Origin of the sequence: Rhodococcus sp. T7 (assembly GCF_009872365.1) — a bacterium.
Taxonomy (GTDB): Bacteria; Actinomycetota; Actinomycetes; order Mycobacteriales; family Mycobacteriaceae; genus Rhodococcus_F.
The window spans coordinates 37,161-59,443 of record NZ_WXYH01000154.1; the positions used below are offsets into that span (position 1 = coordinate 37,161).

Genomic DNA, 22,283 nt, shown 5'->3' on the forward strand with positions numbered 1-22,283 from the left:
GGCTGCGCCCCGGGAGTGTCGTAACGGCTGCGTGCACGTTACGTCGGTATCAGGAACACCTCACAGCACTCCCGGAAAGCGTGTCAGACAGGTGGTCGGTCGCGGGGCATCAGCAGAGGGGCCAGCACGGCGAGGAGCAGGGCCGGCAGAAGGAAGCCGGCCGGGGGCGACACCGCGTACACCGGGGTGAGGGTGATCGGCGCGAGCGCGTTGCCGGTGAACCGCAACGCCTGCACGACGGACACCGCGCCGCCCCGGTTCGGGCCCGGCGATCCGAGGACGGCGGCGTTGACGCCGACCAGGATGAACTGACCTGCGGTTCCGGCCGCGAACCACGCCACGGCGACGACGGCGAGGAGCGATACGGTCCCGGCGACGGCGACCAGAGCCGCCCCGACGAATGCGCCGATCAACACGGCGGCCCGGGCTCCGATCTTGTCGATGACACCGCCGACGAGTCGTGCGGTGAGGATGCCGGCAATTCCGAACCCGGTGAGCAGCAGGCCGCGCTGGGTGGGGCTCAGACCGAACACGTCCTCGGCGCGGAAGGCGACCAGGAAGCTCAGCCCACCGAGAGCGCCCCAGCCGAGCAGTGCGACCACCCCGATTCTCAGCACCGACGGGGTGAGGGCGTCCCGCAGTCGCGGGCGCGCCGCCCCCGGCTCGGCGGGCGGGCTGTCGGGAACGCCGACGAGACCCAGCACCGCGGCCACGAGGGCGATGACGAGGAACGCGAGTCGCCAGTCGACCTCCGCCGCGAGGCCGCCGACGAGCGGGGCACTCGACTGTCCCGCGGCCTGGAAGGCGCCGAAGATCCCCAGCGCGCGGCCGAGGTGCTTCTTCGGCGTCGAGGCGGCGAGCGCGGCCAGCAGCAGCGGCGTCGTGAACGAGTTGGAACAGCCCTGGAGCACGCGGGCGCCGAGGAAGAGCGGCAGCGTCGGCGCCGCGAAGCAGGCCAGCGACGACAGCAGGTAGACGCCGTACGCGATCCGCACAGTCCGCATCTGTCCCCACCGGGCGCCCAGCGTGCCCGACACCAGCATCAGCAACGCGAACGGCAGCAGGTACGCCGTCAGCGACCCCGCCGCGGCGGATGCGCTCACGCCGAGGTCGTCACCGATCTCGGGGAGGATCGAGGCGACCACACCGCCGCCGAAGGGGCCGAGGAAGCCACCGGCGTAGAGGGCCGTGCGCTGGAGCGAGGAACGAAGCGACTCGGACGAGTTCTTCGTCACAGCCCGAAGCTGCCGGGCCCACGCCTGCGGAGATACCGTTCGAACTCGGCCGCGAGCGCGTCACCGTCGATCTTCGAGATGGCGTCGGAGATGTCGGTCTCGGCGTCGCCGCGCTCCTCGAGGGAGCGGACGTAGTCGCCGATCTCCTCGTCGTCCGCGGTCATCTCGGTGACGGCTTCCTGCCAGTCGTCGGCCTGAGACGGGAGTTCCCCGAGGGGCACCTCGATGTCCAGGACGTCCTCGACGCGCTGCAGCAGTGCCACCGTCGCCTTGGGGTTCGGCGGCTGGGACACGTAATGGGGCACGGCCGCCCAGAACGACACGGCAGGCACACCCGCCCGGACACACGCGTCCTGCAGCACCCCGGTGATCCCGGTCGGCCCCTCGTAGCGGGTCTGCTCGAGCTTGAACCGCTCGGCGGCCTCGCTGCTGTACGCGCTGCCCGTCACGGGGACCGGCCGCGTGTGCGGGGTGTCCGCGAGCAGCGCCCCGAGGATCACCACGGTGTTGATCTGCAGTTGATCGATCAGCTCGAGAAGGTCGTCGCAGAAGCTGCGCCAGCGCATGTTCGGCTCGATTCCGCGCAGCAGCACCACGTCGCGGTCGCTGCCGGGGGGCGAGCACACCGACAGCCGGGTGGCCGGCCACACGATCTCCCGGGTGACACCGTCGACCTGCCGGACCGTGGGGCGATTGACCTGGTAGTCGTAGTATTCCTCGGAATCCAGCTCGGCCAGCGGCTGGGCGTCCCAGGTCAGTTCGAGGTGCTCGACGGCTCCGCTCGCGGCGTCGCCGGCGTCGTTCCAGCCTTCGAAGGCGGCGACGAGAACAGGGTCACGAAGTACGGGCACGGCGCTGTCGATGGCACCGTCGTCGGCGGTGTCGGGGGTGTCGTCGTCGGGGCCCGCAGGCGTGACGGGGAACTCACTGGAACTCACCCACCCAGCCTACGGCCAGCATTGGTTCGCGCGCCCACTAGTCTGGACGGCATGTCTGCGCCATTTCACTCTGCCCTGCTCGATGCGTTGAACCAGCGCGTTGTCATCGGCGACGGCGCCATGGGCACCATGTTGCAGGCCGCGGACCTCACGCTCGACGACTTCCTCGGGCTCGAAGGCTGCAACGAAATCCTCAACGACACCCGCCCTGACGTGCTGAAAGAGATCCACCGCGCGTATTTCGAGGCCGGGGCCGACGCCGTCGAGACCAACACGTTCGGGTGCAACCTCCCCAACCTCGCCGATTACGACATTTCGGACCGTATCCGGGAACTGGCCGAGAAGGGCACCCGGCTGGCGCGTGAGGTCGCCGACGAGATGGGGTCGGGACGCGACGGCATGGGCCGGTTCGTCCTCGGTTCGATGGGGCCCGGAACCAAGCTGCCGACGCTCGGCCACGCTCCGTTCGCGATCCTGCGCGACGCCTACGCGGAGGCCGCGATGGGCATGATCGACGGCGGCGCCGACGCGATCCTCGTCGAGACCTGCCAGGACCTGCTTCAGGTGAAGGCGGCCATCCTGGGAAGTCAGCGGGCGATGGAGACGCTCGGGTCGCGGCTGCCGATCATCACCCACGTCACGGTCGAGACCACCGGCACGATGCTGCTCGGTAGCGAGATCGGTGCCGCGCTGACCGCGCTCGAGCCGCTCGGCATCGACATGATCGGACTCAACTGCGCGACCGGTCCCGCCGAGATGAGCGAACATCTCCGCCACCTGTCCAAGTACAGCTCCCTGCCCGTGTCGGTGATGCCCAACGCCGGACTGCCGCAACTCGGCCCGAACGGCGCCGAGTACCCGCTCACCGCGGAGGAACTCGCCGAGGCGCTCAGCGGCTTCGTCACCGAGTTCGGTCTCGGTCTGGTGGGCGGCTGCTGCGGCACCACCCCGGAGCACATCCGGCAGGTGGCCGAAGCGGTCCGCCTCGTCGAGAAGGCCGCGCGCAACCCGGTGCACGAGTCGGGGACGTCGTCGCTGTACTCGGCGGTGCCGTTCGAGCAGGACGCCAGCATCCTGATGATCGGTGAGCGCACGAACTCCAACGGCTCCAAGGCATTTCGTGAGGCGATGCTCGCCGAGGACTACCAGAAGTGCCTCGACATCGCGAAGGATCAGACCCGCGACGGCGCCCACATGCTCGACCTCAACGTCGACTACGTCGGGCGCGACGGCGCCGCCGACATGGCCGCCCTTGCTAGCCGGTTCGCGACGTCGTCGACGCTGCCGATCATGCTCGACTCCACCGAGCCCGCGGTTCTGCAGGCCGGCCTCGAACACCTCGGTGGCCGGTGCGCCGTCAACTCCGTCAACTACGAGGACGGCGACGGACCGGACTCGCGGTTCCAGAAGATCATGCGGCTCGTCAAGGAGCACGGTGCCGCCGTCGTCGCGCTGACCATCGACGAGGAGGGCCAGGCACGCACCGCCGAGCACAAGGTCCGCATCGCAGAGCGTCTGCTCGACGACATCACCGCGAACTGGGGCCTCGACGAGTCCGACATCATCATCGACGCACTGACCTTCCCGATCTCCACCGGTCAGGAAGAGGTCCGCCGCGACGGCATCGAGACGATCGAGGCGATCCGCGAACTGAAGAAGCGGCACCCGCGGGTGCACTTCACCCTCGGCGTGTCCAACATCTCGTTCGGCCTCAACCCCGCCGCCCGTCAGGTGCTGAACTCCGTGTTCCTGCACGAGTGCACCGAGGCGGGCCTGGACACGGCCATCGTGCACGCCTCGAAGATCCTGCCGATGGCACGGATCCCCGACGAACAGCGCGAAACAGCCCTCGACCTGGTCTACGACCGTCGGCGCGAGGGCTACGACCCGCTGCAGAAGCTGATGGAACTGTTCGAGGGCGTCTCCGCGGCGTCGGCGCGCGAATCCCGCGCCCAGGAACTGGCGGCGCTGCCGCTGTTCGAGCGGCTGGAACGGCGCATCGTCGACGGTGAACGCAACGGCCTCGACGACGACCTCACCGCGGCGATGGAAGAAAAGCCGCCGCTCGCGATCATCAACGAGACCCTGCTGTCCGGCATGAAGACCGTCGGCGAACTGTTCGGGTCCGGGCAGATGCAGTTGCCGTTCGTGCTGCAGTCCGCCGAGGTGATGAAGGCGGCCGTGGCGTACCTCGAACCGCACATGGAGGCCACCGACGAGGACGGCAAGGGCCGCATCGTCATCGCCACCGTGAAGGGCGACGTCCACGACATCGGCAAGAACCTCGTCGACATCATCCTGAGCAACAACGGGTACGACGTGGTGAACCTCGGCATCAAGCAGCCGATCGCGACGATCCTCGACGCGGCGATCGAGCAGAAGGCGGACGTCATCGGCATGTCCGGTCTGCTCGTGAAGTCGACCGTGGTGATGAAGGACAACCTGCAGGAACTCAATTCCAAGGGCGTCGCGGAGAAGTTCCCCGTCCTCCTCGGCGGTGCCGCGCTGACCCGCTCGTACGTGGAGAACGACCTGGCCGAGGTGTACGAGGGCGACGTCAGCTACGCGCGCGACGCGTTCGAGGGCCTGCACAAGATGGACGAGATCATGGCCGTCAAGCGCGGCGGCGGGCCCGACCCGGACAGTCCGGAAGCGATCGCGGCCCGGGAGAAGGCGGCCGAACGCAAGGCCCGCCACGAACGGTCCAAGCGGATCGCGGAGAAGCGCAAGGCCGCCGAGACCCCGGTCGAGGTGCCGGAACGGTCCGACGTGGCCACCGACATCGTCGTCCCCAGCCCCCCGTTCTGGGGAAACCGGATCGTGAAGGGGGTCTCGCTGTCCGACTACGCCGGGCTGCTGGACGAGCGCGCCCTGTTCCTCGGGCAGTGGGGTCTGCGCGGGCAGCGTTCCGGCGACGGTCCCACCTACGAGGAACTGGTGGAGACGGAGGGCCGCCCCCGCCTGCGGTACTGGCTCGACCGGCTGAGCACCGAGGGAATCCTCGCCCACGCCGCCGTCGTGTACGGCTATTTCCCCGCGGTGTCCGAGGGCGACGACGTGGTCGTGCTCACCGAACCGGCGCCCGACGCGGAGGAAAGCTTCCGGTTCACCTTCCCGCGCCAGCACCGGGACCGGTTCCTGTGCGTCGCGGACTTCGTGAGGTCCCGCACCGAGGCGAAGGAGACCGGTCAGGTCGACGTGTTCCCGATGCAGCTGGTCACCATGGGGCAGCCGATCGCGGACTTCGCGAACGAACTGTTCGCCGCCAACTCGTACCGCGACTACCTCGAGGTGCACGGCATCGGCGTGCAGCTGACGGAATCGCTGGCCGAGTACTGGCATCGACGGGTCCGTGAAGAACTCGTGCTGCCCGGCGGCCACAACGTCGCCGAGCAGGACCCGTCCGACGTGTCCGGATTCTTCGACCTCGCCTACCGCGGCGCCCGCTACTCCTTCGGGTACGGCGCCTGCCCCAACCTGGAGGACCGCGCGAAGATGGTCGCTCTCCTCGAACCGGAACGAATCGGTGTGAAGTTGTCGGAGGAACTGCAGTTGCATCCCGAGCAGTCGACGGATGCGTTCGTGCTGCACCACCCCGAAGCCAAGTACTTCAATGTCTGACGCATTCGACGGTCTCGCAGGCGTGCTGTGGGACATGGACGGAACGCTGCTCGATTCCGAGAAGATGTGGGACGTCGCGGTCCGAGAGTTGTCGCTGCACCTCGGCGGGCCGATGACCGAGGAGACCCGGCTGAAGACGATCGGTGCGTCCAGCGCCAACGCGCTCGGTGTCATCTTCGACGCCCTCGGACTGGACCGGGATCCGGCCGCACTCGCCGAGGCCAAGGAATGGATGTTCACCCGCGTCGAGGAACTGTTCGGCGACGGCATCCCGTGGCGGCCGGGCGCCCACGACGCACTGCGGACCGCCCGGGCCCACGGCCTGAGGTCGGCGCTGGTGACCAACACCGAGCGCCGCCTCACCGAGCGGGCACTGGAGACGCTCGGCAGGCACCACTTCGACCACTCCGTGTGTGGCGACGAGGTGCCGGCAGGCAAACCGCATCCCGACCCGTACCTGCGGGGCGCCGAACTGCTCGGGCTGCATCCGTCGCAGTGCCTCGCCATCGAGGACTCGCCCACCGGCGCGGCGTCCGCGCAGGCCGCGGGATGCGTCGTCCTGATCGTCCCGTGCGAGATCCCGGTGGCCGACGGCCCCGGGCGGGTGTTCCGGGACAGTCTCGAAGGTCTCACCGGTTCCGATCTCGCCGAGGCCTGGGCGCAGCCGAGCGGTGTGCGTCTCTAGGTAGTCTGGATTCCCGTGGCTGTCCCGAAAATCGTGCTGTTCTACGTGTTCACCCCGCTCGCCGACCCGGAGGCGATCCGGCTGTGGCAGTACACGCTCGCCGAGGCACACAACCTGACCGGACGGATCCTCGTCTCCGAGCACGGCATCAACGCGACCGTCGGCGGCGACATCCGCGACGTCAAGCGGTACGTGAAGGGGACACGAGGCTACGCGCCGTTCAAGGACGCCGACATCAAATGGTCGGACGGGCTCGGGGACGACTTCCCGCGGCTCAGCGTGAAGGTGCGGTCGGAGATCGTGACGTTCGGTGCGCCGGGCGAGCTGAAGGTGGACGCGGACGGCGTCGTCGGCGGCGGTACCCACCTGGCGCCGGAAGAAGTGCACCGATTGGTCGAGGGGCGCGGCGACGATGTCGTCTTCTTCGACGGACGCAACGGCTTCGAGGCGGAGATCGGCCGCTTCCGGGACGCCGTTGTGCCGGACGTGTCCACCACCCGCGACTTCGTGCACGAACTCGACAGCGGCAAGTACGACCATCTCAAGGACAAGGCCGTCGTCACCTACTGCACCGGGGGAGTGCGGTGCGAGGTCCTGTCCTCGCTGATGCGCTCGCGTGGGTTCGGCGAGGTCTACCAACTCGACGGCGGCATCGTCCGCTACGGGGAGGCGTTCGGTGACACGGGTCTGTGGGAGGGGTCGCTGTACGTCTTCGACAAGCGGATGACCATCGAGTTCAGTGATCAGGCCAAGACCCTGGGACGCTGCACCCGTTGCGGCGGTCCGACGTCCCGGTACGAGAATCTGCCGGACGACCGGGGCCGCGAACTCGTGCTCGTGTGCGCGGGCTGCACCGAGAACCGGGCCGGCTGAGGTGGCCGGGGCGCCGCTGCCCGTCCGCAACGGTCTCGGTCCCGATCGCATCCGGATGCCGGCCGGGCTCGGCGCGAAGACCGTCGCCGAATTCCTGGTCGACACGTACCCGGAGGAGCGGGCGCACTGGCTGTCGCTGATCGACGGTGGGGAAGTCGTCGACGAACACGGCCGGGTCGTCGACCGCGCCACCCGCTATGCGCCGACCCGATTCGTGTACTTCTACCGCGACCCCGCACCCGAGATCCCGGTTCCGTTCGAGATCGACATCCTCCACCGTGACGACCACCTCGTGGTGATCGACAAGCCCCATTTCCTGGCGACCATCCCGCGGGGCGCGCACATCACCGAGACAGCGGTCGTGCGGTTGCGGCGCGCACTCGACCTCCCCGATCTCACGCCGGCGCACCGTCTCGACCGGATGACGGCCGGTGTGCTGGTGTTCCTGATCCGGCCGGAAGACCGAAGGCCGTATCAGGAACTGTTCGTCTCCCAGCAGGTCACCAAGGAATACGAGGCCGTCGCCGGGCACGATCCCGCGCTGCAGTTTCCGCGCACCATCCGCAGCCGCATCGTCAAGGAACACGGGATCATGACGGCGACGGAGGAACCGGGCGAACCGAACAGCGAAACCGCCGTCGACCTGATCGAGACCCGAGATGGTCGCGCCCGCTACCGGCTGCTGCCGAAGACCGGCCGGACGCACCAACTGCGGCTGCACATGTCGTCGCTGGGGCTGCCGATCGAGGGCGACAACTACTACCCGGACTTCCGGCGATCCGAGCCCGGCGACTTCTCGACGCCGTTGCGGTTGCTGGCGCGGGCCATCGAGTTCACCGATCCCCGTTCGGGCCGGGTCCGCCGGTTCGAGAGTCGCCGCACACTCGGTTGGTGACCGGTTCCGAGAGGTCCGCGGCGGCGTGAAACAATGGGTCCTCGTGAAGACCTTCGAATCCCTGTTCGCCGAGCTGACCGAGCGTGCCGCTACCCGCCCCGAGGGGTCCGGCACCGTTGCCGCCCTCGACGCCGGCGTCCATTCGCAGGGAAAGAAGATCCTCGAAGAGGCGGGTGAGGTGTGGATCGCCGCCGAGCACGAAAGCGACGAGGCGCTCGCCGAGGAGATCTCCCAACTGCTGTACTGGACGCAGGTGCTGATGGTGGGTAAGGGCCTGAAACTCGAGGACGTCTACCGACATCTGTGATCGGTGATCGAGACTCCTCCACCCGCTCCCGAAAGGAACCCTCAGCCATGCTGCGCGTCGCAGTCCCGAACAAGGGCTCGCTGTCCGAGTCCGCCGCCGAAATCCTCTCCGAGGCCGGCTACCGCCGTCGCACCGACTCCCGCGACCTGACCGTCCTCGACCCGTCCAACCAGGTCGAGTTCTTCTTCCTGCGCCCCAAGGACATTGCGATCTACGTCGGATCCGGCGAACTCGATCTGGGCATCACCGGCCGCGACCTCGCCCGTGACTCGGGCGCCCCGGTCGCCGAGCGGCTGTCGCTCGGCTTCGGCCGCTCCACGTTCCGGTACGCCGCCCTCGCGGGCAAGGACTGGAAGGTCGAGGACCTCGCCGGGCTCCGGATCGCCACGTCCTACCCCAACCTGGTGCGCGACGACCTGTCCGCACGCGGGATCGAGGCGTCGGTCATCCGCCTCGACGGCGCCGTGGAGATCTCCATCCAGCTCGGGGTCGCCGACGCCATCGCCGACGTCGTCGGGTCCGGCCGCACGCTGCGCCAGCACAACCTGGTCGCGTTCGGCGACACCCTGTGCGACTCGGAGGGTGTGCTCATCGAGCGCGCCGGTTCGCCCGCCGACGATTCCGCTCGCAACCAGTTGGTCGAGCGGGTGCGCGGCATCGTCTTCGCGCAGCAGAATCTGATGCTCGACTACGACTGCCCGAAGACGATCCTCGATGATGCGCTGAAGATCACCCCCGGACTGGAGTCGCCGACGCTGTCCCCGCTCGCCGACGAGAACTGGGTCGCGGTCCGGGCGATGGTGCCGATCAAGGGTCACAACGGAGTGATGGACGAACTCGCGGATCTCGGCGCGAAGGCCATCCTCGCGTCGAACATCCGGTCCTGCCGCGCACTCTGATCTCGTTCCGCCGCAAGACGATCCGCGCCCGTTCCGATCAGGAGCGGGCGCGGACCTGTACGGTCTGGGCGATCCGGCCGACCGCGCCGGTCTCGTCGTACAGCACGCCCGCGCACATTCCCACGCCGTCGGGGCCGATGGACGTTTCGGAACCGACGCCGACCCACTCGCCCTCGGGGACCCGGAAGATGTGCACGGTGAGGTCGGTGTTGAGGAACGTCCAGTCCGCCGGGTCCAGTTTCGATCCCACACCGTTGGCGACGTCCGCGATGGAGAAGAGCCGCTCGAGCGGCGTCATGGTCTCGCCGAGGACCAGCGCGGGCCGCGGCCTCGCCCACAGCTTGCCGGGACCCTCGCACCCCATCTCGGCGATCCACCGCCAGTCGAGGGTCGTCAGATAGCCCGAATTCCAGCCCTCGCTGAACTTGCCCTCCCGGCCGGTGGACCGCGGTTCGAGTGGCGGGTCGACGACGTGGACGGCGTCGCCGGTGTCGACGGTCTCCATCCGCCACGCCGAGCCCCGCGCCACGGCACGCGGCCGGTCGCCGACGGTCCACAGTTCGGCGACCACCAGTTCCACCCGGCGGCCCGGCCGCTGCACCCAGGACCGGACCTCGAGTTCGGCGATCGGGATCGGGCCGAGGATCTCGACCACGACCCGCGTGATGCGCGCGTCGTCACGAGGGGCGCACCGTTCGAGTGCCCGCACGAGCAGCGCGGACGGGGGAGCGCCGTGCTGCATCGTCTCGGCCCACACGCTGATCGTCAGGTCCGTGCTGTCGAATCGCTCGACCGTGACCTTCTGGTCCGAGTCCACTTCCGGCGCACCCAGTGCTTCCGAACCGAGTGGTACGTAGTAGGACTCGGAACTCATTCGACAATCTCCTCGAAACCTGGTGCGTCTTCAGCGGGCCCCTCCGGCCATCCCGGGTAGGGAGGCGGCGTTCCTCCGAACGAGGGGCACAGGGACTTATGATCACACCAGTCGCAGAGCCGGCTCGGCTTGGGTCGGAAATCGCCGGTGACGCCCGCCGCCAGGATGGCCTTCCAGATCGCCGACAGCGTGCGCTCGAACCGCAGCAATTCGTCCTCGTCGGGCGCGTAGGTGAGGACCGTCCCGGACGCGAGGTACAGCAGCCGCAGCTGCGCGGGGACGATGCCGCGGGTGCGCAGCAGGACCAGCGCGTAGAACTTCATCTGGAACAGCGCCTTGGACTCCGACATCTCGCGGGGTGCGCGACCGGTCTTGTAGTCGACCACCCGCACCTCACCGGTGGGGGCGACGTCGATGCGGTCGACGAATCCGCGGAGCAGCACCCCGTCGGCGAGTTCGGTCTCGACGCGCTGTTCGCACGATTCGGCCTCGAACCGGGTGGGGTCCTCCAGCTGGTAGTAGGCGGTGACGAGCGACCGTGCCTCGTCGAGGAACGACTCGCGCTGGTCCTCGGGGACCAGGTCGATCAGGTCGGGCGCGTCGGCCAGGAGGCGCTCCCAGGACGGGAGGATCAGCTCGACCGCCTTCTGCGGGACCCGTTCGGCGGCGGGCAGCCCGAACAGGGATTCCAGGGCGGCGTGCACCACCGTTCCCTTCACCTGCGCGCGCGACGGCGCCTCGGGGAGCCGGTCGACGGCGCGGAAGCGGTAGAGGAGCGGGCACTGCTTGAAGTCGCCGGCCCGGGACGGTGACAGGGCGGGGCGCCTGCGGGTGACCGAAGTGTCGCCGGGCTGTGACGGGGAACCCTTTGTGACGGGGGCTGGCGACTCTGAGATGCTCACACCTGGCAGGGTAGGCCCCCGGTCCGACAGTCGTGTCGGGGCTGCGGGGCGGGCGCCGGACGGCGCCGGACGAACAGGCTGAGGAGTCGGTGACGATGGTGGGACGCGAAACGCGACCGAGTGGACCGTTTCGGGTGGGCGATCGCGTCCAGTTGACCGACAGCAAGGGTCGGCATTACACGGTCAACCTGGAGGCGGGCAAGGACTTCCACACGCACCGCGGCGGAATCCTGCACGACGACCTGATCGGCACCGACGAGGGCAGCGTGGTCAAGTCGACCAACGGCACCCCGTACCTCGCGTTGCGTCCGCTGCTCGTCGACTACGTCCTGTCGATGCCGCGCGGGGCGCAGGTCATCTACCCGAAGGACGCCGCGCAGATCGTCCACGAGGGCGACGTCTTCCCCGGCGCCCGCGTTCTCGAAGCCGGCGCCGGCTCGGGCGCACTGACGTGCTCCCTGCTGCGCGCGGTCGGGCCGGAAGGCCGGGTCATCTCGTACGAGGTGCGCGACGACCACGCCGAACACGCGGTGCGGAACGTCGAGACGTTCTTCGGGGAACGCCCCGCGAACTGGGACCTGACCATCGCCGACGTCGCCGAGTTCGACGCCGACGCGGCGGGCGGCCAGGTCGACCGGGTGGTCCTCGACATGCTGGCCCCCTGGGACGCGCTGCCCGCGGTGTCCAAGGCGCTGGTGCCAGGCGGTGTGCTCGTGGTCTACGTCGCGACTGTGACGCAGCTCTCCAAGGTCGTCGAGGCGATGCGCGAGCAGGAGTGCTGGACCGAGCCGCGGTCGTGGGAGTCGATCGTCCGGGGCTGGCACGTCGTCGGGCTCGCCGTGCGGCCGGAACACCGGATGCAGGGCCACACCGCGTTCCTGGTGAGCGCCCGGCGTCTCGCCGAGGGAACCGTCACACCCAAGCCGCAGCGCCGGTCGGGTAAGGGCTGAGACACGCCTTCGGCGGCGCCCGGAGCGGGCGCCGCCGAAGGACGAAGAGTCAGCTGCAGCTCGCGCGTGCCATGCCGAGGAGGGTGCACGTGCTCTCGTCCGACACCTTCCACACGCCGTCGACGTTCTCCCACGTCCACGCCGTCGGAGCGGCTGTGCCGTGCGGGCTCACGATCGCGACGTTCGCCGTCGCCGTATCGCCTTCCACCTGCACGTCCGTGACCGTGAAGGAGACCGGGTAGTTGGCCATGGCGGCGGTCATCGCCTCGAGATTCGGGCGGCGTTCGTCGCCGTCGACGACCACTGCCGTCTTGTCGTCTACCGGCCGCGCCGGGTCCACGAGCAGCTGGAGCGTACCGAGCAGTTCCTCCGACGTGGGGGCGGCGGCGGCCGCCTCTACCTGGGACGATGCCGCCGCGGACGTCGCCGCGGCGGTGTCGGAACCGTCGTCGGACGAGCACGCCGATATCCCGAGCGCGAGAACCACCGCGCCCACGGCAATCACGGACCTACCGGTGAAGGATGTGCCGTTCAGGGACTTGCGGATTATCACGACGAACCCTTTCGTTACACAGAATAGAGAGGAAACTGCTCGACAGGTAGGTAAGGCTAACATGAGAGTTTCGGTGGCCCTGGGTGTCGCGTATGCCGATTCGCAATCGGCAGAATCCGTGTCACGGCGCAGAATTCGGGCAGTGCCGGTAGCGTTGATAGATCTCATTGGGAGGAGACGCACATGAGCTCGACAGAGAACCCCGATTCGGTTGCGGCCGCACGAGAGCTCGAGGCGTTGCGCGCAGAGGCGTCGGCACTGCGCAGGCAGCTCGCGGAGTCGCCGGAACAGCTGCGTGAGATGGAATCGCGAGTGGACTCGCTGTCCATCCGGAACACCAAGCTGATGGACACCCTCAAGGAGGCCCGTCAGCAGCTCATTGCGCTTCGAGAGGAAGTCGATCGCCTCGGCCAGCCGCCGAGCGGATACGGCGTGCTGCTCGGAGTGCACGACGACCAGACCGTGGACGTGTTCACCTCCGGACGCAAGATGCGGTTGACCTGCTCCCCTAACGTCGACGCCGAGACCCTCAAGCTCGGCCAGACCGTGCGCCTCAACGAGGCCCTCACGATCGTGGAAGCGGGCACTTTCGAGCGCGTCGGTGAGATCAGCACGCTGCGCGAGGTCCTCGACGACGGTCATCGCGCCCTCGTGGTCGGCCACGCCGACGAGGAACGGATCGTTTGGCTGGCCGAACCCCTCGCCACCGTGTACGCGGACAGCGAGAGGGAGTCGGTCGCGTACGACGCCGAATCGCCCACCCGCAAACTGCGGCCGGGCGACTCCCTCCTCGTCGATACGAAGGCCGGGTACGCGTTCGAGCGGATCCCCAAGGCCGAGGTCGAGGATCTCGTCCTCGAAGAGGTCCCCGACGTCCACTACGACGACATCGGCGGCCTCGGCCGGCAGATCGAGCAGATCCGCGACGCCGTCGAGTTGCCGTTCCTCCACAAGGACCTGTTCCACGAATACGAGCTCCGCCCGCCGAAGGGTGTTCTCCTCTACGGTCCTCCCGGGTGCGGCAAGACGCTCATCGCGAAGGCGGTCGCCAACTCGCTCGCGAAGAAGATCGCCGAGGCCCGGGGGCAGGACAGCAAGGAAGCCAAGTCCTACTTCCTCAACATCAAGGGCCCCGAGCTGCTGAACAAGTTCGTCGGCGAGACCGAGCGGCACATCCGGCTGATCTTCCAGCGGGCCCGGGAGAAGGCGTCCGAGGGCACCCCGGTGATCGTGTTCTTCGACGAGATGGATTCGATCTTCCGCACCCGCGGATCGGGTGTCTCCTCCGACGTCGAAACCACCGTCGTGCCGCAGCTGCTCAGTGAGATCGACGGTGTCGAGGGACTCGAGAACGTCATCGTGATCGGCGCATCCAACCGCGAGGACATGATCGACCCCGCGATCCTGCGTCCCGGCCGCCTCGACGTGAAGATCAAGATCGAACGCCCCGACGCCGAGTCGGCGCAGGACATCTTCTCGAAGTACCTCGTCGAGACGCTGCCGGTGCACGCCGACGACATCGCGGAGTTCGGTGGCGACCGCACGGCCTGCATCCGGGTGATGATCGAACGGGTCGTCGACCGCATGTACGCCGAGAGCGAGGAGAACCGCTTCCTCGAGGTCACGTACGCCAACGGCGACAAGGAGGTCCTGTACTTCAAGGACTTCAACTCGGGGGCGATGATCCAGAACATCGTCGACCGCGCCAAGAAGTACGCGATCAAGTCGGTGCTCGACACCGGTGCCCCGGGCCTGCGCGTCCAGCACCTGTTCGACTCCATCGTCGACGAGTTCTCGGAGAACGAGGACCTGCCGAACACCACCAACCCCGACGACTGGGCCCGGATCTCGGGCAAGAAGGGTGAGCGGATCGTCTACATCCGCACGTTGGTCACCGGCAAGAACGCGAGCGCGAGCCGCGCCATCGACACCGAGTCCAACACCGGCCAGTACCTGTAGGCCGATCGGCACGACCCGCGCGGCGGGAACCCGGATGCGGTTCCCGCCGCGCGGGTCGTCGTGTCAGCGGTCCCGTGCGACGAGGTAGTCCTCGAGGAGTGCCCTCGTGTCCGGGACGAACGGCCACTGCGGGTCGCGCAGATGCGTCACCAGTTCGTGGGGTGTCCACCACCAGCCCGAAGCGATCTCGCTTGCCTGGTGGACGACGGGCCCGTCCCAGTGCGTCTCGTAGGCGTACAGGTGGCAGCGCAGCCGCAGGCCCTGCCACTCGCCGTCCCACGCCACCCTCGCGATGGGGCTGAGGCCGACCCCGGTGATGCTCAGTTCCTCCGCCAGTTCCCGCGCTGCGGCCTCCTCCGGGGTCTCCCCGGGATCGACCACCCCGCCTGCCAGGCAGTCGTGGTGTCCGGCGAACACCGTCTTCGTGTCCGACCGTCGGTGCACGTAGAGGCGCTGTTCGTCGCCGGATCGGACGAGGACCCCGGCGCTCGCGTGCCACAGTCCCTCGGCGTAGACGCGGGAGCGCGCGGCGGACCCCACCGGCCGCCCGGAACTGTCGAACACCGCCACCACTTCGTCCGTGCCGGGTGGGGTGTTCGGTGCGGAATCCATGAGTCGATCCTGCCAGCACCCCGGCGAACGTCGGTACTGTCGAGGTCGGTTGCTCGTGCCGGTGCCGAAGGGGTGAGAGTTCATGGCGTTGCCGCGTTCGATCGCCCTATTCAACCGGGTCGTCACCAACCGGGTGAGCCGCCACGTCGCGACATTCCTGCCCGGTTTCGCCATCGCCGAGCACCGCGGCCGTACGTCGGGCAAGACGTACCGCACACCCGTCAACGTGTTCGTCGTGGACGGCCGCTACCGGTTCGCCCTCACGTACGGGGCGCACAGCGACTGGGTGCGAAACGTGGTGGCGGCGGGCGGATGCACCATCGTGACGCGCCGCCGGACGGTGCACCTGACGGACCCTCGAATCGGCACCGACGGCACCCACTCCTGGGCGCCGCCCGGGGTCCGGACCGTGCTCGAGGCGATCTCGGCGGACCAGTACCTGGAGTGCTCGCCGGGCTAGTCGCGGGACACCGACGGCTCGCGCGGCAGGAGTGTGCCGCCGGGTGACGTGGGTGATCGCATAGGCTCGGCAGCATGCAGCGGATCATCGGTGTCGAAGTCGAGTACGGAATCTCCTCACCCAGCGAGCCTTCGGCCAATCCGATCTTGACGTCCACCCAGGCGGTGCTGGCCTATGCGGCGGCAGCGGGAGTGCCGCGCGCCAAGCGCACCCGATGGGATTACGAGGTGGAATCCCCGCTGCGGGACGCCCGCGGATTCGACCTGGGCCGGCTCAGCGGCCCGGCGCCGGTGATCGACGCGGACGAGGTCGGCGCGGCCAACATGATCCTCACCAACGGCGCCCGGCTGTACGTCGACCACGCGCATCCCGAGTACTCGGCCCCGGAGGTCACCGACCCGCTGGACGCCGTCATCTGGGACAAGGCCGGTGAACGCGTGATGGAGGCGGCCGCCCGGCACGCGTCGAGCGTGCCCGGCGCCCCGCGACTCCAGCTGTACAAGAACAACGTGGACGGCAAGGGCGCGTCGTACGGCACCCACGAGAACTACCTGATGTCCCGGGCCACGCCGTTCTCCGCGGTGATCAACGGGCTGACGCCGTTCTTCGCGTCCCGTCAGGTGATCTGCGGGTCGGGCAGGGTGGGCATCGGCCAGTCCGGTGACGAGGCCGGCTTCCAGCTGTCCCAGCGGGCCGACTACATCGAGGTGGAGGTCGGGCTCGAGACCACACTCAAGCGCGGCATCATCAACACCCGCGACGAACCGCACGCGGACGCGGACAAGTACCGGCGCCTGCACGTCATCATCGGCGACGCGAACCTCGCCGAGATGTCGACGTACCTGAAGGTCGGGACGACGGCGCTGGTCCTCGATCTCATCGAGGCCGGTGTCGACCTCACCGACCTGCAGCTGGCCCGGCCGGTCACCGCCGTGCACCACATCAGCCACGACCCGACGCTGCGCGCCACGGTCGCGCTGGCCGACGGCCGGGAACTGACCGGGCTTGCGTTGCAGCGGATCTACCTGGACCGGGTCGACAAGTTCATGTCCGCCGAGGGCAACGACGACCCCCGCGTGGCCGACCTGCTCGAGAAGTGGGCGATGGTGCTCGACCTCCTCGAGCGGGACCCGATGGAATGCGCCCACCTGCTGGACTGGCCTGCCAAGCTGCGCCTGCTCGAGGGTTTTCGGAACCGGGAGGGCCTCAACTGGTCCGCGCCGCGACTGCATCTCGTCGACCTGCAGTACTCGGACGTGCGCCTCGACAAGGGGCTCTACAACCGGCTCGTCGCCCGCGGGTCGATGGAACGCCTGGTGTCGGAGCAGGCGGTGCTCGACGCCGTCGACACCCCGCCGACCGACACCCGCGCCTACTTCCGCGGCGAGTGCCTGCGCAAGTTCGGCGCCGACATTGCGGCTGCGAGCTGGGATTCGGTGATCTTCGATCTCGGTGGAGACTCCCTGGTCCGCATTCCCACCCTGGAGCCGCTGCGGGGCAGCAAGGCGCACGTGGGGAGGCTGCTGGAGTCGGTGGAGACCGCGAAAGAGCTCGTCGACGAGCTCACGAACTGACATCTCCGCCGTTCGCGGACAGATCTGCCCCGAACTCACCGTCGCGTCGGCACACGTGGGGCGGCGACGCTCGGTAGGGTGAAGGTCCGAGCGGATGATGTAGTCAGACTGCTTGGCAGGACAGGACGCTCGGAAGAAGAGCTCCCTTCACACAAGGAGGTCGGCGGCGATGGCACAAGAGCAGACCAAACGAACTGGCGGCGGCGACGAGGACGACACCCCGGGCGGTGACGGTGCCGCTGGTCAGGAACGTCGCGAAAAGCTGGCCGAGGACACCGACGACCTTCTCGACGAGATCGACGACGTGCTCGAGGAGAACGCCGAGGACTTCGTCCGGGCCTATGTCCAGAAGGGCGGCCAGTGACGGCGGATCGACCGGCATTGCGGACAGGCGACGGTGACACGAGGCTCAGTTTCGGTTCGAATCTGAGCTCGTTCACCGAGTATCTGCGTGGTCACGCACCAGAATTGCTGCCGGAGAATCGGATCGGCCATCGTTCGCACTCGACACGGGGTGGTGACGGGATGGAGAGCGGTGATCTCGCACCGCACGGAACGACGATCGTGGCGCTCACCTACAAGGGTGGCGTCCTGCTCGCAGGCGACCGGCGCGCGACCCAGGGCAACCTGATCGCCAGTCGGGACGTCGAGAAGGTGTACGTCACCGACGAGTTTTCGGCGGCCGGTATCGCCGGCACCGCGGGCATCGCCATCGAACTGGTGCGCCTGTTCGCCGTCGAACTCGAGCACTACGAGAAGATCGAGGGCGTTCCGCTGACCTTCGACGGCAAGGCCAACCGGCTTGCGTCGATGGTGCGGGGCAACCTCGGGGCGGCGATGCAGGGTCTCGCGGTCGTCCCGCTGCTGGTCGGCTACGACCTCGACGCGGACGACGAGGCACGGGCGGGCCGCATCGTCTCGTACGACGTCGTCGGTGGCCGGTACGAGGAACGCGCCGGATACCACGCGGTCGGTTCGGGATCGTTGTTCGCGAAGTCGGCGCTGAAGAAGATCTACTCGCCGGACAGCGACGAGGAGACCGCCCTGCGGGCGGCCATCGAATCGTTGTACGACGCGGCCGACGACGACTCGGCCACCGGTGGGCCCGACCTGACCCGCGGCATCTACCCGACCGCGGTCACGATCACCCAGGCCGGTGCCGTGCACGTGTCGGAGGAGACGACGTCCGAGTTGGCTCGGCGCATCGTCGCCGAGCGCACCGAACAAGGGGGGTCTGCGCGATGACCATGCCGTATTACGCCTCCGCCGAGCAGATCATGCGGGACCGCTCGGAACTGGCGCGCAAGGGAATTGCCCGGGGACGCAGCGTCGTGGTGCTCACGTTCCGCGACGGCGTGCTGTTCGTCGCGGAGAATCCCTCGACCGCCCTCCACAAGGTCAGCGAACTGTACGACCGGCTCGGCTTCGCGGCCGTCGGCAAGTACAACGAGTTCGAGAACCTGCGGCGCGCCGGGATCGTCCACGCAGATATGCGCGGCTACTCCTACGACCGCCGTGACGTGACGGGCCGATCGCTCGCCAACGCGTACGCGCAGACCCTGGGCACGATTTTCACCGAGCAGCCCAAGCCGTACGAGGTGGAGATCTGCGTCGCCGAGGTCGGGCGGGTGGGCAGCCCGAAGGCTCCCCAGCTGTACCGCATCACGTACGACGGATCCATCGTCGACGAACAGCATTTCGTGGTGATGGGTGGCACGACCGAGCCGATCGCGACCGCTATGCGCGAGTCGTACCGTGCCGACCTCGACCTCGAGGCGGCGGTCGGCATCGCGGTCAACGCCCTGCGTCAAGGTGGCGCCGGGGAGGGCGAGAAGCGGAATGTCGACGTGGCCAGCCTCGAGGTGGCCGTGCTCGATCAGTCCCGTCCTCGCCGTGCATTCCGGCGGATCGCCGGGCCCGCGCTCGAACAACTCGTTCCCGCGGCGCCGGCGGCCGCCTCGGAGTCCGCTCCGGAGCCGAAACCGGACACCGAGACGAAGCCGGCCGACACTCAGGACTGAGGTCGGTATACGGCGATCGCTCCGGGTTCCGTCCGGAACTCGAACCGCCGCGCGTCGGCCACCACCTCACCGTCGGTGGCCAGCGCCACCGGCGCGCCATTCACCCGCACGGTGAGCCGGGGCACGAGGGATCGCACGTACACCCGGCTGCTTCCGAGCGTTCCGGTCGCGGCGGCGAACAACAGCCGCGGCCGGGACGCTCGCCGGTCGGCTCGCACATACCGGACGTCGAGCAGTCCGCCGGTGATCGCGGGACGGGACATCGGAACCTGATCGGCGGGGGAATACCGACCGTTCCCCACGAACAGCATCCAGACCTTCACGGGGCGGCCGTCGATGGTGATGGCGAGCGGTGTTGCCGCGGAGAGAATCCGGATCATCGCAGCAGCGGCCGCGGGCCACTTCCCGTACCGGGGCTGCCACTTCTCCCGCAGCCGGACCGCGTCGGGATAGCCGCCGAGACTGGCGGTGTTGAGGAACGGGGCGGGATCCGCGACGTCGGTGTGGACGACGGCCTGGTCGACGAGAACCGCATGTCCGGACTCGACGGCGTTCGCCGTGTCCGAGATGTCGGCGACGCCGGCGTCCCGCGCGAAGTGGTTGAGGGTTCCGCCGGGGAACACCGCCAGCGGCAGAGAATGACGTGCGGCCGCGGACGCCACGGCGACCACGGTCCCGTCCCCACCGCACACTCCGAGGGCACGCGGATTCGTGTCGGCCACCCAGGCGTCGAGTTGCGCGGCGAAATCCTGATCGGTGTCGAGGGCGCGCACGTGCGCCTTCGGGAGAGCGGTCGCGATGTCCTCGCTGGGATCCACGCTGTCCGGCCCGGACTCCGGGTTCACCACCACGAGCAGGTCCTCACCGCTCGGCAGGGCCGGCGCGTCGACGGTGCGACCCAGTTCCGCCGGGTCCTCGGTGCGCACCGCCCACCAGCGGCGGGTTCCCGAAGCGACGGCTCCGCCGAGCACCAGCCCGGTTACGACGTCCGACGGCCAGTGGACGCCGTTGTGCACCCGGGAGTACGCGACCGCGGCGGCGAGGGGAGCCAGTACGGCGCCGGCCGCGGGCGATTCCAGAGCGACGCCCGTGGTGAACGCTGCCGCCGACGCCGAATGTCCCGAAGGGAAGGACGAGGACCGGGGGATCGGCACCCCGCGCAGCACGTTCGTCCACGCGCGGGCGGGCGGCCGGCGCCGCGGGAACAACGGTTTGAGGATGCCGTTGGCCAGACCGCTCGCCATCGCGAGGGACAGCAGGCCGCGCACGGCGCCGCGCCGGGCGCGCCCGCCGGCCAGTCCCAGCAGCGCCGCCACACACCACCACAGGACCCCCTTGTCGGCGGCGTGACTGAGGAAGCGCATCGCGCGGTCGACCTCGGAGGGGCGCAGATCGGCGCTGCGGCCGAACACGATCTCGTCGGCCCTGTGGATGCGGTGCAGGTGTCGGTTCACCGTCTCAGCGTAGGCGCGGAGTGTCGCCGCACGGTTTTCCCGCTCCGCCGGGTGATCGGCGTTGTACTGTCGAGGTGTGCAGCGACGAATCATGGGAATTGAGACAGAGTTCGGTGTGACCTGCACCTTCCATGGTCACAGGCGACTGAGCCCGGACGAGGTTGCGCGCTACCTGTTCCGGCGGGTGGTGTCGTGGGGCCGGAGCTCCAACGTGTTCCTCCGGAACGGTGCCCGCCTGTATCTGGACGTCGGCTCGCACCCCGAATATGCGACAGCCGAGTGCGACAACCTCATCCAGTTGGTCAACCACGACCGGGCGGGGGAGCGCGTTCTCGAGGAGTTGCTGATCGACGCCGAGCAGCGGCTCGCCGAGGAAGGCATCGGCGGCGACATCTACCTGTTCAAGAACAACACGGACTCGGCGGGCAATTCGTACGGCTGTCACGAGAACTTCCTCGTGGCCCGGGCCGGCGAATTCTCGCGGATCTCGGACGTGCTGCTCCCGTTCCTGGTGACGCGGCAGCTGATCTGCGGTGCGGGCAAGGTGCTGCAGACCCCGAAGGCGGCCACGTTCTGCCTGTCGCAGCGCGCCGAGCACATCTGGGAGGGCGTGTCCTCGGCGACCACCCGGTCGCGGCCCATCATCAACACCCGTGACGAGCCGCACGCCGACGCGGAGAAGTACCGTCGCTTGCACGTGATCGTCGGCGACTCGAACATGTCCGAGTCCACCACGATGCTGAAGGTGGGCACGGCGGCGCTCGTGCTCGAGATGATCGAGGCCGGGGTGTCGTTCCGCGACTTCGCGCTCGACAACCCGATCCGCGCCATCCGCGAGGTCAGTCACGACGTCACCGGACGCCGTCCCGTGCGGCTGGCAGGCGGCAGGCAGGCCAGCGCCCTCGACATCCAGCGGGAGTACCACGCCCGCGCCGTCGAACACCTGCAGAACCGCGACCCCGATCCGCAGGTCACGCAGGTGGTCGAACTGTGGGGCCGCATGCTGGACGCCGTCGAGACGCAGGACTTCGCGAAGGTCGACACGGAGATCGACTGGGTGATCAAGCGCAAGCTGTTCCAGCGCTACCAGGACCGGCACGGCTTCGAACTGGCCGACCCGAAGATCGCGCAACTCGACCTGGCGTACCACGACATCAAACGCGGGCGCGGCGTGTTCGACGTGCTGCAGCGCAAGGGTCTGGTGAAGCGGATCACCGAGGACGAGACGATCGAGGCTGCGGTGGACACGCCGCCGCAGACCACCCGGGCGAAGCTGCGCGGCGAGTTCATCACCGCCGCGCAGGAGGCCGGACGCGACTTCACGGTCGACTGGGTGCATCTCAAGCTCAACGACCAGGCGCAGCGGACCGTGCTGTGCAAGGACCCGTTCCGGTCGGTCGACGAGCGGGTGGAGCGGCTGATTGCCTCGATGTAGCGGCGCTCGGGGAGTCCGTAACGGGCTCACCCACTA

General features: G+C 68.6%; 21 protein-coding genes. 14 read left to right on the forward strand and 7 right to left on the reverse strand.

The window, feature by feature from the left end; translation table 11 throughout:
* Nucleotides 1-83: 83 nt before the first annotated feature.
* Entirely contained in the window at nt 84-1,235 is a 1,152-nt protein-coding gene (locus MLGJGCBP_RS16915; protein ID WP_160097059.1) for an MFS transporter, read from the reverse strand.
* Nucleotides 1,232-2,173, reverse strand: a complete 942-nt coding sequence (locus MLGJGCBP_RS16920) for a PAC2 family protein (RefSeq protein WP_087556992.1) — start codon at nt 2,171-2,173, stop codon at nt 1,232-1,234. Before MLGJGCBP_RS16920 ends, MLGJGCBP_RS16915 begins: the two co-directional genes overlap by 4 nt.
* A 51-nt stretch (nt 2,174-2,224) precedes the next feature.
* On the opposite strand from MLGJGCBP_RS16920, the gene metH reads away from it, so the two are divergent.
* Genes metH through hisG form a run of 6 tightly spaced genes read left to right on the forward strand, consistent with a single transcriptional unit; the run spans nt 2,225 to nt 9,453 of the window.
* Entirely contained in the window at nt 2,225-5,794 is a 3,570-nt protein-coding gene (metH, locus tag MLGJGCBP_RS16925) for a methionine synthase (protein WP_160097061.1), read from the forward strand.
* Nucleotides 5,787-6,479, forward strand: coding sequence for an HAD family hydrolase (locus MLGJGCBP_RS16930; protein ID WP_160097063.1), 693 nt, complete (start codon nt 5,787-5,789; stop codon nt 6,477-6,479). The genes metH and MLGJGCBP_RS16930 overlap by 8 nt, the downstream gene beginning before the upstream one ends.
* A 15-nt stretch (nt 6,480-6,494) precedes the next feature.
* Entirely contained in the window at nt 6,495-7,352 is an 858-nt protein-coding gene (gene trhO, locus MLGJGCBP_RS16935) for an oxygen-dependent tRNA uridine(34) hydroxylase TrhO (RefSeq protein ID WP_160097065.1), read from the forward strand.
* A gap of 1 nt (nt 7,353) precedes the next feature.
* Nucleotides 7,354-8,247, forward strand: coding sequence for a pseudouridine synthase (locus MLGJGCBP_RS16940; protein WP_160097067.1), 894 nt, complete (start codon nt 7,354-7,356; stop codon nt 8,245-8,247).
* A 25-nt stretch (nt 8,248-8,272) separates the two neighbouring features.
* Nucleotides 8,273-8,554, forward strand: coding sequence for a phosphoribosyl-ATP diphosphatase (locus tag MLGJGCBP_RS16945; RefSeq protein WP_009473527.1), 282 nt, complete (start codon nt 8,273-8,275; stop codon nt 8,552-8,554).
* 47 nt (nt 8,555-8,601) lie between these two features.
* On the forward strand, nt 8,602-9,453 hold the full coding sequence (gene hisG, locus MLGJGCBP_RS16950) for an ATP phosphoribosyltransferase (RefSeq protein WP_160097069.1): 852 nt from the start codon (nt 8,602-8,604) through the stop codon (nt 9,451-9,453).
* A 37-nt stretch (nt 9,454-9,490) separates the two neighbouring features.
* Here the strand turns inward: hisG and MLGJGCBP_RS16955 are convergent, their stop codons facing one another.
* Nucleotides 9,491-10,327, reverse strand: coding sequence for a thioesterase family protein (locus MLGJGCBP_RS16955; RefSeq protein WP_160097071.1), 837 nt, complete (start codon nt 10,325-10,327; stop codon nt 9,491-9,493).
* Nucleotides 10,324-11,229, reverse strand: coding sequence for a RecB family exonuclease (locus MLGJGCBP_RS16960; protein WP_087556986.1), 906 nt, complete (start codon nt 11,227-11,229; stop codon nt 10,324-10,326). The genes MLGJGCBP_RS16955 and MLGJGCBP_RS16960 overlap by 4 nt, the downstream gene beginning before the upstream one ends.
* A 95-nt stretch (nt 11,230-11,324) precedes the next feature.
* Between MLGJGCBP_RS16960 and MLGJGCBP_RS16965 the strand changes: the two genes are divergently transcribed.
* Nucleotides 11,325-12,179: a tRNA (adenine-N1)-methyltransferase gene (locus tag MLGJGCBP_RS16965; RefSeq protein ID WP_087556985.1), complete on the forward strand. Its 855-nt coding sequence runs from the start codon at nt 11,325-11,327 to the stop codon at nt 12,177-12,179.
* A 49-nt stretch (nt 12,180-12,228) separates the two neighbouring features.
* Here MLGJGCBP_RS16965 and MLGJGCBP_RS16970 read toward each other — a convergent pair whose 3' ends face one another.
* A complete protein-coding gene (locus MLGJGCBP_RS16970) occupies nt 12,229-12,732 on the reverse strand; it encodes a hypothetical protein (RefSeq protein ID WP_160097073.1) in 504 nt (167 codons plus the stop codon).
* Nucleotides 12,733-12,915: 183 nt separating this feature from the next.
* Here MLGJGCBP_RS16970 and arc point away from each other — a divergent pair, with 183 nt between their 5' ends.
* Entirely contained in the window at nt 12,916-14,691 is a 1,776-nt protein-coding gene (arc, locus tag MLGJGCBP_RS16975; RefSeq protein ID WP_087556983.1) for a proteasome ATPase, read from the forward strand.
* Nucleotides 14,692-14,754: 63 nt separating this feature from the next.
* On the opposite strand, the gene MLGJGCBP_RS16980 is transcribed toward arc, so the two are convergent.
* A complete protein-coding gene (locus MLGJGCBP_RS16980; protein ID WP_160097075.1) occupies nt 14,755-15,303 on the reverse strand; it encodes an NUDIX domain-containing protein in 549 nt (182 codons plus the stop codon).
* Between the two features lie 82 nt (nt 15,304-15,385).
* Between MLGJGCBP_RS16980 and MLGJGCBP_RS16985 the strand changes: the two genes are divergently transcribed.
* The 5 genes from MLGJGCBP_RS16985 (at nt 15,386) to prcA (ending at nt 19,358) form a co-directional block, all read left to right on the forward strand.
* Nucleotides 15,386-15,763 carry a nitroreductase family deazaflavin-dependent oxidoreductase gene (locus MLGJGCBP_RS16985; RefSeq protein ID WP_160097077.1) on the forward strand — a complete coding sequence of 126 codons (378 nt, stop codon included), beginning with the start codon at nt 15,386-15,388 and terminating at the stop codon, nt 15,761-15,763.
* Nucleotides 15,764-15,837: 74 nt separating this feature from the next.
* Nucleotides 15,838-17,337 carry a depupylase/deamidase Dop gene (dop, locus tag MLGJGCBP_RS16990; RefSeq protein ID WP_087556980.1) on the forward strand — a complete coding sequence of 500 codons (1,500 nt, stop codon included), beginning with the start codon at nt 15,838-15,840 and terminating at the stop codon, nt 17,335-17,337.
* A gap of 169 nt (nt 17,338-17,506) precedes the next feature.
* Nucleotides 17,507-17,701 carry a ubiquitin-like protein Pup gene (locus tag MLGJGCBP_RS16995; RefSeq protein WP_005242990.1) on the forward strand — a complete coding sequence of 65 codons (195 nt, stop codon included), beginning with the start codon at nt 17,507-17,509 and terminating at the stop codon, nt 17,699-17,701.
* The gene (prcB, locus tag MLGJGCBP_RS17000; RefSeq protein ID WP_087556979.1) at nt 17,698-18,582 is read left to right on the forward strand and encodes a proteasome subunit beta; all 885 of its coding nucleotides are present in this window, start codon (nt 17,698-17,700) and stop codon (nt 18,580-18,582) included. The genes MLGJGCBP_RS16995 and prcB overlap by 4 nt, the downstream gene beginning before the upstream one ends.
* On the forward strand, nt 18,579-19,358 hold the full coding sequence (prcA, locus tag MLGJGCBP_RS17005; protein ID WP_087556978.1) for a proteasome subunit alpha: 780 nt from the start codon (nt 18,579-18,581) through the stop codon (nt 19,356-19,358). The genes prcB and prcA overlap by 4 nt, the downstream gene beginning before the upstream one ends.
* Here prcA and MLGJGCBP_RS17010 read toward each other — a convergent pair.
* The gene (locus MLGJGCBP_RS17010) at nt 19,349-20,812 is read right to left on the reverse strand and encodes a phosphatase PAP2 family protein (protein ID WP_160097079.1); all 1,464 of its coding nucleotides are present in this window, start codon (nt 20,810-20,812) and stop codon (nt 19,349-19,351) included. The two genes, prcA and MLGJGCBP_RS17010, sit on opposite strands and share 10 nt — an antisense overlap.
* A gap of 76 nt (nt 20,813-20,888) precedes the next feature.
* On the opposite strand from MLGJGCBP_RS17010, the gene pafA reads away from it, so the two are divergent.
* Entirely contained in the window at nt 20,889-22,247 is a 1,359-nt protein-coding gene (gene pafA, locus MLGJGCBP_RS17015) for a Pup--protein ligase (protein ID WP_201453095.1), read from the forward strand.
* The last annotated feature ends 36 nt before the right edge of the window (nt 22,248-22,283 follow it).